The sequence below is a fragment of the Candidatus Hodarchaeum mangrovi genome (genome assembly GCF_975850365.1).
This window is the reverse complement of record NZ_CDLCQJ010000052.1, coordinates 1-12,971: the sequence shown is the minus strand read 5'-3', so window position 1 is coordinate 12,971 and position 12,971 is coordinate 1. Positions and strand designations below refer to the sequence as shown.

The 12,971-nt window shown below is 33.6% G+C and carries 12 protein-coding genes; 4 read left to right on the top strand and 8 right to left on the bottom strand.

Annotated features, from left to right (window positions below; genetic code table 11):
- Window positions 1-28: 28 nt before the first annotated feature.
- Both ACWVCY_RS05265 and ACWVCY_RS05260 read right to left on the bottom strand, forming a co-directional pair.
- Window positions 29-1,357: a bifunctional lysine ketoglutarate reductase /saccharopine dehydrogenase family protein gene (locus tag ACWVCY_RS05265; RefSeq protein ID WP_455140877.1), complete on the bottom strand. Its 1,329-nt coding sequence runs from the start codon at window positions 1,355-1,357 to the stop codon at window positions 29-31.
- 195 nt (window positions 1,358-1,552) lie between these two features.
- Window positions 1,553-2,038: a single-stranded DNA-binding protein gene (locus tag ACWVCY_RS05260; RefSeq protein WP_455140875.1), complete on the bottom strand. Its 486-nt coding sequence runs from the start codon at window positions 2,036-2,038 to the stop codon at window positions 1,553-1,555.
- 311 nt (window positions 2,039-2,349) lie between these two features.
- Here ACWVCY_RS05260 and ACWVCY_RS05255 point away from each other — a divergent pair, with 311 nt between their 5' ends.
- Window positions 2,350-3,411 (top strand): DNA-methyltransferase, encoded by a 1,062-nt coding sequence (locus ACWVCY_RS05255; RefSeq protein ID WP_455140873.1) that lies wholly within the window; start codon window positions 2,350-2,352, stop codon window positions 3,409-3,411.
- Between the two features lie 183 nt (window positions 3,412-3,594).
- Here the strand turns inward: ACWVCY_RS05255 and ACWVCY_RS05250 are convergent, their stop codons facing one another.
- Complete coding sequence (locus ACWVCY_RS05250) at window positions 3,595-4,623, bottom strand: ADP-ribosylation factor-like protein (RefSeq protein ID WP_455140871.1); 1,029 nt, start codon at window positions 4,621-4,623, stop codon at window positions 3,595-3,597.
- Window positions 4,624-4,898: 275 nt separating this feature from the next.
- Here ACWVCY_RS05250 and ACWVCY_RS05245 point away from each other — a divergent pair, with 275 nt between their 5' ends.
- Together ACWVCY_RS05245 and ACWVCY_RS05240 are read left to right on the top strand one after the other, a co-directional pair.
- Window positions 4,899-5,690, top strand: coding sequence for an ATP-binding cassette domain-containing protein (locus ACWVCY_RS05245; protein ID WP_455140869.1), 792 nt, complete (start codon window positions 4,899-4,901; stop codon window positions 5,688-5,690).
- A gap of 12 nt (window positions 5,691-5,702) precedes the next feature.
- Window positions 5,703-6,929: a SufB/SufD family protein gene (locus ACWVCY_RS05240; protein WP_455140868.1), complete on the top strand. Its 1,227-nt coding sequence runs from the start codon at window positions 5,703-5,705 to the stop codon at window positions 6,927-6,929.
- Here the strand turns inward: ACWVCY_RS05240 and ACWVCY_RS05235 are convergent.
- From ACWVCY_RS05235 to ACWVCY_RS05215, 5 genes are all read right to left on the bottom strand, one after another.
- On the bottom strand, window positions 6,926-8,524 hold the full coding sequence (locus tag ACWVCY_RS05235; protein WP_455140866.1) for a xylulokinase: 1,599 nt from the start codon (window positions 8,522-8,524) through the stop codon (window positions 6,926-6,928). The two genes, ACWVCY_RS05240 and ACWVCY_RS05235, sit on opposite strands and share 4 nt — an antisense overlap.
- A 15-nt stretch (window positions 8,525-8,539) precedes the next feature.
- Window positions 8,540-9,916 (bottom strand): aspartate aminotransferase family protein, encoded by a 1,377-nt coding sequence (locus ACWVCY_RS05230; protein WP_455140864.1) that lies wholly within the window; start codon window positions 9,914-9,916, stop codon window positions 8,540-8,542.
- A 238-nt stretch (window positions 9,917-10,154) separates the two neighbouring features.
- Window positions 10,155-10,535, bottom strand: a complete 381-nt coding sequence (locus ACWVCY_RS05225; RefSeq protein ID WP_455140862.1) for a hypothetical protein — start codon at window positions 10,533-10,535, stop codon at window positions 10,155-10,157.
- Window positions 10,536-10,677: 142 nt separating this feature from the next.
- Entirely contained in the window at window positions 10,678-11,874 is a 1,197-nt protein-coding gene (locus ACWVCY_RS05220) for an iron-containing alcohol dehydrogenase (protein WP_455140860.1), read from the bottom strand.
- Between the two features lie 29 nt (window positions 11,875-11,903).
- Window positions 11,904-12,350, bottom strand: a complete 447-nt coding sequence (locus ACWVCY_RS05215; protein WP_455140859.1) for an SCP2 sterol-binding domain-containing protein — start codon at window positions 12,348-12,350, stop codon at window positions 11,904-11,906.
- A 418-nt stretch (window positions 12,351-12,768) separates the two neighbouring features.
- On the opposite strand from ACWVCY_RS05215, the gene ACWVCY_RS05210 reads away from it, so the two are divergent.
- On the top strand, window positions 12,769-12,971 hold a 203-nt coding region (locus ACWVCY_RS05210), incomplete at its 3' end, for a G5 domain-containing protein (protein WP_455140857.1).

The following is a 12,971-nucleotide window of genomic DNA, read 5'->3' as shown; positions in this document are numbered from 1 at the left end:
ATAAATATTCTACTATTAATTGAATTTTTTATTTTTCAGAGGGAAGATACTTGTGTAAATATTCGTATGAAGGAGTCAATTTCCCTTGATGAGCAATTATTGCATTTTTAATTACTGGAGGAAGGTTTAATTCTTCAAAAGTCTTTTTATAATCTGCTTTCATTATATCAGGTATAAAAGGCATTAATGTTTTACTAAAATTGGCTGAGGATTCTTGTGGTAACTCACATGGTAAATTATCAATTGCCATTATTACTATACCCTCACCTTCAACTCCTAATTTAACCTGAGAGGAAATAGGGTTATAAATGAATACAGGATTATCGGGTTCAGTGATTTGAACTGTTAGTTCAATAGCACCTTCAAGATCACAAGAAATATCTCCAATTACTTGTAGGTTTACTTTTTTCTTTGATTGAAAAAGATCTTTGGCAAACTCCTTTGTTAATAATCGGGGGTATTTTTCAGACCAATAAATTGCATTTATTAAAATTGAAAGGTAGGAAATATATTGTTGGAAGTTACTCTCATATTTTTCTAAACCATAATTATAATAATCTTGAAGATTAAAATTCCCACTTTTAGGTTTCACCATATGTTCTTCTTTAAATACGACTTTATACAAATGCTTTGAGGAAAATTCCTCTTTTTTAAGATGATAAAAATCAGAAAGCTGGGTAGGATCAAGTTCAATGACAGGTAAAAAGTTTAGAATTGACTGTGCTCCTTTGGAAACATTGCCATAACCAGCGAAACCAATAATCACTGGAACTAATTCTTGTGGTAAACCATTCAATTTTATTTCATTTCCTACCTTTTTAATGGCATTTCGAAGCTCTTCTAAATTTTCATATTCATAAGTATGTTTCAAAGAAAGAAAAGGATTGTCAAGATTCATTTTTGCTTTAACTCTTCTTCCAAAAGCCCATAAAGTCTGATTCATACCTGCCATTCCAGCATAATTTCCGAAAAAAATCAATCGTAAACCTTTTTCGTCTATAATTTTCTCATAATCAATTAAAGTAGCATTAAGATCCAATAAACGTTTTAACATGGGCATATTATGACGCTGTCCTTTTATAGTATGACTGAAAAAAAGATATATTTTTTCTGGCTCAATAACTTTAAGAGGTAATTCTTTTATTGCAAATATTACATTTGCGTCGTTTAAATTTGATTTAACTTCTGCTCCGATTTCCTGATATGATTGATCAGAAAAAGTTCTGATTGGTGATGATTGAACAATAACAGAAAATTTATGTCTATTAATTAATATTTTTACATCATCTGGGGTTAAAGGAGCTCTAGTTTCCCATTTATTCTTATTTTCTAATCGTATTCCAATCTTATTAGTCATATTAACCACTGAATTATCATATATAGGTTAAGATTCATATAAATCCTGTTAAGATGATATATCTATTGAACCCTTAAGTCTTTCATTTATTAAAAAAGACTTTTCCTGCAATTTATGTAATTGCAAAAATACAACTCAGGAATCAATGGAAAAAAGTAATTTTTCAAAAACAATAAAATGATTATTAGAAAGCTACTAATAATCATCTTCTCGCGATTCAGTATTCTTCCTAGGATGACGTCGAAATTTTCTTCGTCTAGAAATTTTATGTTCTTGTTCTGATAGATCATTGTCCATATTAACATTTTCAAGAGCAATGGACTCATTTGCATTTTCAAGGGTTCCCCATTTTCCTAAAGCAAGCCTCATATGATTCTGAAAAACATTGACATAACAGGATTTAGCTATATAGGTTTCTCCTTCAGATACTCTATCAATTGTTTCATCCCACAATGAACAAGTTATTATCCCTGTTTCATCCCCAATCTTTACATCTGCTAAAACGTGCTCTTCATTAGTTTTTTTGCTTAAAATAGTTCGAGGTTCCCCTTTATCTAAAACGACAAATTTAACTTGAATACGACGGGCAAAAGGAGTTAATTCAGAGATAGTCAACTGAGTTATTTCTTCTTCAGATTCTTCCTTTTTTCCTACCTCTTGAGATTCTTCAAATTCATTCATTTTTATCACGTTATTGTTATTTTCGGACAACGATGATCTAGTCCCTATTTAGGTATCACAAAAATACAGAAAAGTGAGATCATACCAGAAGTATGTTTCTCAAGCTGTTAGTTGTGAATAGATCGGTCTAGAATCAATTATCGTTCTTAAATCATCCGTTGAAAAGTCTAATAAATTTATTTTGTTTTAATTTTCCTCAAATAATCGTTACTTTATGACGTGAAACCTGAGAGAATTCAAAAAAAACAAAAAATCTCTTATATGAAGCATATTATTAAAGAATTAAGAATAGAAAATGATCGTGAAGAGGAATGGAAAAATCTGACACTTTTGATGGCCAAACAATTTATTATAAAAGCTCTGAAGACATGTCTGAAATAGAAAATAGTTCAATAGATACAATAATAACTTCACCCCCCTATAACCGATCGAAACATTACTCCGATGATACTGGAACTGTCTATAATGATAATAAACCTGAGAAATTATACTTTTCTTTTCTATCGAGAGTATGGTCTGAATGTTTTAGAGTTTTAAGTCCCAAAGGTGTATTTTTTCTTAATATTGGTGATTCAGCAAAGGATCAAGGAATAAGTGAGAAAGTTGTAAACCTAGCGGTAAAAGTTGGCTTTATTCGCTTGCAAAATATTATTTGGATAAAATCTTTACTAGGTAAAGGGCATTACACCCCAACAGGAGGTACTCGTCGTTTAAATAATTTATGGGAGAATATTTATGTTTTAATAAAAGATAAAAAGGAATATAACATTAATCCACTAAATATTGGAATTCCTTATGCTGATAAAACCAATATTGGACGCTATAGTAAGGAGGATTTAAGAGATGCCGGGAATATTTGGTTTATTCCCTACCAAAAAACTACTGGGGTATCTATTAAAAAAGGCCATGAAGCACCCTTCCCAATTGAACTCCCATATCGCTGCATTAAACTTACTGAAGCTAATATTATTCTTGATCCCTTCTTAGGAACAGGAAGTACTTTAGCAGCAGCTCGTTATCTAAATAAAAAGGGTATTGGATATGAAAAATATCCAAGGAAAGATATTATTCAGAATCGAATCTTAAAAGAGGAGTTTAGGCCAGAACCCCCAATTTTAATACCTCATATAGTTCTCACGGTTCAATTTCTTTTGAATGTTATCAAAGATTACCAACAACTAGTACCAATAAAGTTTTCTAAATTTCTATCTACAAAAAAGGAAGAAGAACAAATCAAAATCGTTAGAGAAGTTTTAAAAAATTTGACCCTTAGTTGGAGTCAGCTTGATGAATTTTTAAATCTTTCAAAAGAAAACAATAAGAAAATTTCACATGTTCCTCTTTCAGAATTGTTAAATGAAAAAAAAATTTAGCAAAATAGGTAATTAATACATTCTTCGGAAAAGATTCTATTTATTTCGGATTCAAACGATGAGCAAAATGCAAATTGATTTATTAATTCAGATTTAATTAATTAGAAGTTAATGGAGTAGAGTAATTGGTAAGATGTAAGCTTTGATGATTTGTATACAACAAAAAGTAAAATCCTCATTAATCTAATTGAGTACTTTAATAACATCTTCAGGGAATTTCATCTGTAAATAAGATTTAATTTCTGCTTCATCTATTAATTCTACTCCAGATTCGAATGATATGTTTGATTCAGGCATTCTCATCCTAGTCCAGAGAACGAGATCCTTACCAATTTCTGAACTCCTTCGAATACTGTCAGTTTCATTAACAATTAATATCACAGAAAAGTCAGTATCCTCTACACGAACTAATTTATAGTTTTCTGAGACTTCAATATCTCCTACCCTTTTCATAATTATTTCTTTAACACCTGCACCTAAGGAGGCCTGAGCAAAAGTATTCACTGCAGAGAACATACTTGTGAGCATAGAGGGATCATACGCCCCTTCAACAGATTCAAAAGCTGAACTGCCAACTAAAAGTCCAGATTCGGTTTGATAAATACATACATTGTAAATATTAATAGAAGGTAAGATAATCTCTCCCGTAAGGGTCTCAATTAACCAATCAAACGCTTGATAGAAATTCGCTCCAGTTTTAGCAGAGATATGAAAGATATTTACAGCTTTAAACCTACCCTTTTGCTGTATTTCGTATAGATCAAAATTTTTTAACAGTAAAACATAAGGATCTACCCCTGAAATATCTGCTTTGTTTGCAATTAGAAGAAGAACTCCATTTGGAGGGATATGGGGTAAGGCACGATAAAGTGCTTCTCGCGATTCATAAAATTCATCAGGAGTAGAGCAATCAACTACAAATACAACCGCAGTTGATAATTTTAGGTAATCTTCCCATAAATCCTGAAAAGTTGTTTGTCCACCTAAATCAAATGCAGAAAATTTAATATTCCGATACTCAAAAGATTCGACGTTTAATCCCATGGTTCTTAAAGCATTTGGATAAAATTCCCCAGTTCGTAACCTTTGTAATATAGTTGTCTTTCCAGCTCGTGCTAGTCCAATAAAAGTGATAAGTTCCTGTCTAGTGACAGGTTTACTTGTTTTTTTTTGACTTGCATGACGACCAAAGAGACGCTTTAATATTGACATAGGAATTAATCTTCTATTATTGATTAATGGATGAAAAGAGGCTCTTTTGATTTATTTAAGCGAGTGATTTATGACAACCATTTTATAAGAATCTATCTAGTTAAAAACCTCGGTCAAATGATCTCAATTCAATGTCATAAAATACTCTTTGGAAGCGTATTGAAAAAAGTCACTTGAAAAAAAAATTATTAATTTAATGCAAAGCAGGTTACACCTGAAACTATACCTAATTTGGGGGTAAAAGGTTTCTTCTCAAGATTTAAAAGTGAAATTTCATGTTAAAAATAGAAAATCTATCAGTAGAAGTTCGTAACGAACCTGGAAATATAATTTTAACGAATCTAAATCTTAATATCCCTAATGGAGAAATCCATGTCTTGTTCGGGCCCAATGGTTCAGGTAAAAGTACTTTACTCCAAACAATAATGGGTTTTCCTCAATATAAGATTGTAGAGGGAAAAATTGAATTTAAGGGAGAGGATATAACTCATAAATCAATTACTGAAAGAGCTAAGCTTGGAATCGGTATTTCCATGCAACGTCCACCTAATATCCCAGGATTAAAATTGCAGCGAGTAGCAGAATTTCTGGTTACCCAAAATAACGAAACAACAGCTGAAATTGGTCGAGTCGCGAAACAAATGGATTTAAGAAATTTTTTAAGTCGAGATTTGAATGTACACTTCTCGGGAGGGGAAATTAAACGGAGTGAATTACTTCAACTTCTACTTCAAAATCCAACATTTATACTTCTTGATGAACCTGAATCTGGTGTTGATATTCAGGCAATGAGACTAATAGGTGAAATGACCAATGAATTACTTGGTACTTCTCCCCGGAAACATAATCAGCCATGGCCTAAAAATAAATCAGGATTAGTAATAACACATACTGGCCATATTTTGGACTTTATTCATGTAGATAAAGGACACGTGATGTGTCATGGTCATATTGGTTGCACTGGAGCCCCTTCTAGATTATTAAACGATATTAGAACTCTAGGGTATCCTGAATGTGTTCGATGCCATACTGATCCATTCAAAGATGTCAATATAACTACAATTTAGTGAGGATTTCTTATGCCAGATACTCTTCATAAAGAATTACTTAAAGAGACAGCACAACAGATTAAAAAGAAAAAAGCTGTCTATGGTGAAGATATTAACATAATGGACTTTAAACTTCCATTAAAGAATCAACATGCTAAAATCAATACCCCTTCTGAACTGATAAACACCAAAGAAATAAATTTTTTAAGAAAATCAGGGTTTTCGGATAATGATTCTCGGACTTCAGGAAGCTATTTGCAGTATGATTTTGATACAATATGTCATAATTCTCGGACTCCCGGTGTTGAGGTTTTACCCATCGATGAAGCTTGGGAAAAGCACGGAGACTGGCTTGGTGATTACTGGTGGAAAAACGTTTCAATTAAAACAGATAAATATACTGCAGAGGTCGAATTAAACTCAACACGAGGTTATTTTATTCATATAAAGGCTGGTACGAAAGTTATATATCCATTACAAAGTTGCTTATTTATCTCAAGAAACTTTGGATCTCAAAATGTCCATAATATTGTTATAGTTGAAGATAAAGCCGATATCCACATTATTACAGGATGTACAACCTCTGTAAAGGCAGGATTGCATATTGGGGTTTCTGAATTTTATGTCAAAGAACGTGCAAACCTAACATTTACAATGATCCATAATTGGGAGGAGGGGTTTTACGTTAGACCCCGATCGGTAACAACAGTAAAGGAAGGAGGAACTTTTACTAATAATTACATAGTTTTAAACCCTGTAAAATCTCTTCAGCTCTTTCCTACAACCATCCTTGACACAGATGCCTCAGCTAGGTATAACAGTATCCTATTTGGCCATCCAAACTCCCATCTTGATGTTGGAGGAAAAGTTATTCTACAGGGAAGTAGAGCTCGTGCAGAAGTAATGTCACGAGCGGTTTCTGCTGGAGGAACAATTATTGCGAGAGGTATATTGGAAGGAAAAGGCTCGAATATAAAAGCGCACCTATCTTGTGATGGTTTGATTCTAAAGGAAAACGGACAAATACACGCAATTCCTGAACTTATTGCTAAACGCCCAGATGTAGAAATGTCACATGAAGCAAGTATAGGAAAGATTGGAGAAGATCAATTGAATTATCTTCAAGCGAGAGGTATGACCGAAGAAGAAGCTACAGATATGATTGTTCGAGGTTTCTTATCAGTGGATATCAAAGGTCTTCGTCCAGAAATTGCAGCTGAATTGGAGAAGGTTATAGATATGCCAAAAGGATTCTAACTAGCATTCATCCTTTTAAACCATTTTTTGTTTTGTTTATACAACATCTGAAATTCTTTAAACAGAGTATCATAGATTTGACGATTATTAAGATTTGGAAGAAACTCCTTATCATAATGACAATATTCTTTGAGGTTTTCAATTGAATCGACTTCTCCAATTGCTATTTTAGCTAACATGGCTGCACCTAAAGCTCCTGCTTCTTGTGGATTCTCTACTCGTTTAATCTTTCGATTTAGGACGTCAGCGTAAATTTGACACCATATATCACTTTTAGCTCCACCACCTATGATTGCTAAGTTATCGACTTTTGAATAAAGGTTTTCTACCGTCTGTAAAGCCCATTTTGCATTTAAAGCTACACCCTCGAAAACTGCTCGCAAAAGATGTCGTCGATCATGATCTAATGAAAGATTTAGCAAACCACCACGCACATGTTCATCATCTAAAGGGCATCTTTCTCCAAATAACCAAGGCATAAAAATCAGATATGTACCTCCTTTTCCTTTTGCTCCAGGTTCACAACCCAGAACTAAAGAATCAAAAATCTCATAAATTTCTTTTTTCTCTTTTTCTTTCAATGTTTCTTTTGAATAAAGGATATTATTTTTCACCCATTCTAACGCAGCACCAGCGATTTCTTGATGCCCTGTAACAAGATAGTATTTATCTGGAAAAGCAGATCCAGCACATCCAGTATAATGTGTGATATCAACTTTTCTGTCTGAAACATGTCCTGCTACCCATCCAGATGTTCCTATCTGGCAATGAAGCTCCCCATTGAGAATTGCACCTGATCCAATCGCTGCAGTTGTCATATCACCTGCTCCACAGATGACTGGAATATTTGAATGTAGATTCAGTTCCTTTGCTGCTTCTGATGTAAGATTTCCAATTATTTCAGTTGGTGTTCTTAGTTCAGGAAGTTTTTCCATATTAATTTTAAACATGTTACAAAGGGTTTTAGACCATTGATTAATTGGTCTGTTGTCTTTTTTTCGAGTATCCATCAACCACCAAATATGAGCGAGATCAGTTGATGTAGCCATTATTCCTGTTAGTTTAAAAATGATATAGTCCTTTACATCTAGAAATTTATAGGTCTGATCATATATTTCTGGATGATGTTTTTTTAACCAGATTATTTTAGGAATTTGATCCTTCCCTGAGAGCCCAGGTGCTCCTCCTGTTATCCGTAAGAATTTTAGAAACAGGCGATATGGGTTATAACCCATAACCCGTGGCCATGGCCATATTTTCTTTAAAACCTCTGATCCTCTTGCATCAAGCCAAATCATGCAGTTCATAAGAGGTAAACCATTTTTATCTACTGGTAAGAGTCCCTGCATTTGTGAACTAAACGTGATTGCAGAAAATTCACTTGGATCTGTCTGAGTTTTTTCTAAAAGCCTTCGAGTCGTAGAAATAAGGGTATTCCACCAATCATTTGGTTGATGTTCTGCATATCCTTGCTTAGGAAATAAGGTTGTATATTGTTCTACTTCAGAATCAATAAATTTGATCTCATTCGAGATTATTACTGCTTTAGTAGCAGTAGTTCCCAAATCATAAGCTAAGAATTTCTTTCCTGACATTTCAATTTTCACATCTCATAAATAATCAATGGCTTCCTCAAGGGCTGATTCAAACACTTCAATGATCAAATCAGAGTCTTCACGAGTAATGATAAGAGGTGGTTTGATTTTAACTACATTACGGAATAATTTTCCAGAATCAGTTGAAATGGGAGCCATATGTCCGAAAATGACCCCTTTTGTCATTGCTTCTTCAATAAGATCTGCAGCTAGAGTATTGGCTGGTTCTTTTGTTTCAGGATCTAAAACCAATTCAATACCGATCATAAGTCCTGGACAACGAACTTCTGCTATATAAGGATATTTTTGCTGGAGTTTCCTAATGTTTGAGGTAATATATTCTCCTTCTCGACGGGTATTTTCTAATAATTTGGCCTTTTCCACATAATTCATGAACACTAATCCTGAAACAAACATTAAAGGATTTGCTCCAAATGTGGAATGTTCTTCTGCAGAATTAAATCCTATTAGATCCTCACGAGCCAAAGTACAACCTATGGGAAGGGATCCTCCAATAGCTTTGGTTAGGCACGTTATATCAGGTGTTACTCCATTATAATATTCTGATGAGAACCAGTGACCAATACGAGTAAACAATTGACTTTCATCCCAAATCAAAAATATATTATTTTTCTCTGTCCATTTTCTAAGCTCTTTTAAATAGCGTTTGGGAGCTGGAATATGTCCTCCGGGACCTTGTATGGGTTCCATGAGTATTCCACAGACTTTATCAACAGATCCATATTCAATTTGATGTTTAGCTAGTTCTAAGCATTCTAAATGACATGATTTTTCACTTTCTTGTCCTACTGGGCATCTATAACAATAAGGAAAAGGAATTTTTGATACACGGTCAAACCCCCATGGACGAAATCGAGTTACTCCTGCAAATCGTGTTGACAACGTCATTGTTGCTAAAGTACTTCCATGATATCCCCGAGTATAAGTATAGAATTGCTGGGAATCAGGTTTGTTTATCATTGCTAATCGTAATGCAGCTTCTATTGCTGCACTTCCCCCCATAGCATTAACAGCAATTTTTGTTAGGTTTTTAGGGGCAATTTCGGAAATCCGATGGATAAATTTTACGCGGGGGATTGTTGGAAAACCATAACGGACATGACTTAATCGTTCTAATTGTTGACTAACCCCATAAGCAACATCTGGATTTGAAAATCCAATATTAGCAGTCCATGCTTGGCTTGTACAATCTAAATATTCCTTTCCACTTTTAAAATCCTTTAAATATGCACCATCACCAGATACCCATAATTGGTCATAGAAAGGTACAAGTGATTTCTGGTGGACACTTTTAATGTCTTCTTCAGTAATTTCAGTAATCCAAGATAATATTTCTTCATCGCTAAAAAGACGAGTTTGCTTGTGACTCATTCTAATCATCCCTTGAATGATGTTTAAACATGGCATTTAGCAGAGTAAAACGGATTTAAGAATTTTCTGGTTAATAGATCATTAAATTTTGGAGACCACTTTGTAAATAAAGGTTTAAATTAAACAAAAAAAGGTTCTTGTAATTAGTATGAACTCTAGATATTTTTATATTAAAAAAAAAGAATAAAATATGTAAAACTGAATGAAAAAAGTGAGTATTCAGGGATAAAAAGAGTATTTATTCTTCACGAATCCTTTCCTTCATAGTAAAGGGAATATCACCGTATTCTTCAGTTAATAACTTAGTAAATCGAATATTATATTTCTCAACTGGCAGTGGTTCATTTCTTTCAAAGATAAGAGTAGCCAAAGATTTTACAAAGAATTTCGCTGGATTATTTTCATTAATTTCACTATTTTTAATTTTTTTCCCATCTAAATCAATAATAAAATCTTTATACTTCTCCTTTTCAATAGTTTCTCCTGAAATTTCAACTTTGATTGGGTCAATAATGGTAGCATCGCTTATCGAATTTTTCATTTGCATACTAAAGCCATTTTTAGTATTGACCAATGATTTCTTAACAAAAAGGGTTCGTAATAAATCTTCATTAACCATTTTTGATCAACTCATTTCTTTGTTGCATAATTTTCGAAATTAATTTCAAGAATTTTTATTCATAAGCTTTGTTCAGAATTTCCAGTGCATCTACTTATGTGAAGTTAACTTTACCCCGACCTAAATTTGAATCGATTTATATTCAGAAATCAATTTCTTTGCCTTCATAGAGGTAATTAAATATTTTTACATAATCTTCGTAATCCACAGGTCTAGGATTAGATAGTGTTCCTGAATCATTCAATGCAAAATCTATGACATCTTTAATCCTGTCATTAAAAGTGTTTTTATCTATTTTCATATCTTTTAAGGAGAGAGGTAGGTTAAGCTGAAGAAGGAGTTCCTTCATTGCTAGAATTAATTTATTAGCCAATTCTTGGTTTGAAGACCCTTCTAATCCAACCGCATGTGCTAGGTCAGCAATACGCTCAACTGCAATATGACGATTATATACTAAAGAATACCAGGTTGTTGTCCCAATGCACTGTGAATGAGGGATTTTGAATCCTGCACCAATACTATGACCAAGAGAATGACCAAGAATAATTTGTGAATTACCAAAACCCCAACCAGCCATTGTTGCTGCATTATGGAGTTTCTCACGGATAATATAATCAACTTCACCTTCCTTCGCTTGTTCATAGGCTGTTGGAAGATTTCGCCATATGAGTTTAAACGCATGAAGTAATAATGCATCTGAAAAATCATTCTGCCAAGTACTTAGATATCCTTCAATGGCATGACTTAGTGCATCTAAACCAGTTCCAGCTATAAGGTGACTAGGCATAGTTTTGGTAAAAACAGGATCCAAAATAGTAACATCAGCAACAAGTTCCCGATTTCCAAAGGAACCTTTTCGATCTACCTCACCTGTATTATCGGTTAAAACTGTTGCCCATGTAACATCTGAACCAGTTCCAGAGGTAGTTGGGATATTGATTAAGATACAGTTTGTTTTTTTTCTTAGATCTAAAACAGCAAATGGATTAAGCCCCTCAATAGCATCCATACCATCTAAAGGACTAGCCCAAACAGGCCACATGCCTTTGGCAGTATCTATCACACTACCTCCTCCTAAAGCAATGATTACATCAGGATTAGTCATAGAAAGTAGTTGAGCACCTTTTTGTACCACATCAAGTGTTGGTTCTCCCTGAACCTCATCAAAAACTGTTATTTGCGCGTTTATCTGTTGAAGTTGTTTTTCGATTAAAGGTAGATGAGTTTTTTTCACAAATGGATCTGTTACAATAAATGCATGTTTAAAGGATTGCTCAGAAAGATATTCAATAGCATCCTCACCAAATATCACTTTACGAGGGGAGGTAAAATCCCACATACGATATCCTCCTTACTTAAATCTATTAATTAAAGATATTTAACATTTTCAACCATTGTAGTACATTTTACTAATTCCTGTGCAGCCTTCAAGGCTCTCATTAGCTTAGCCATAGCCCTAGCTGAGCATTTAACATCGAATTTTCGTTGCATGATACCTTTTAATGGGCCTATTTCACCTGCAAAAAGTTTCAACCAATTAGCGTATTTACCTGCATATATATACTCCACTTTATCAGGAGCAGGTCTATCTATGGTAATTAAATATGCATTCCTACATTTTCCATGCCACAAATCCATATACATTTGAGTTTTTCCCTTTAATTCACCTGTACCATCGGGAATAACTTCAAATATAAAATCCCCTTCCCAATCTTTGGCAGCTGCTTCATATGCTTCACTTTCATTAATTTTTACCATCAATTCGGAAACATATTTTTCAGAGGGAAAAAGTATCACATCCTTATCATTATTCATTATTTTATTCTCCATTATGTTATTAAAATGCCAATTATACTTCTTAGATTTTTTATTTTTTTGACTTAAGATTTTTCATAAGAGAAATCGCTGAAGAAAATATATATTTCCTTTTCTTTTAAATTCTTACTTCCTAACTATTTGCAGAATCTTGATCAATTATAAAGGATAAAAATTCATATGTGATAGCAATTCTATCAATCAATTCGAAATACTACAATCTCAGTCTTGCTCATTTCACTGTAAATGACCTTATTGATGCAAAAAGTCATATAAAGTATATTACTGGATCATAAATGTTCATATCTGTCCTTATTTTCAATTATATTAGTTTTTATTATCTAGGTTTGCGGAAAAGAATAAAATCTTTTGATGAAAGAGAATCTAAGATCAGATTATCCCCTTTGAAAAACAAGTTGTGCGCAACGAATCCATTCCCGAAGGCGAGACACGTCTCGTTCAAGCAGGCGTCAATGGCAAACAGGAATTAACTTATCGCCGCGTTCTTGAGAACGATGTGGAAATTAGCAAATCAGTGGTTAAGATTGTTGTCCTGCAAGAGGCTGTGCCTGAGATTGTCATGGTGGGCGCTCAGGCATCTTTCGCTCCACTACCCCTCCC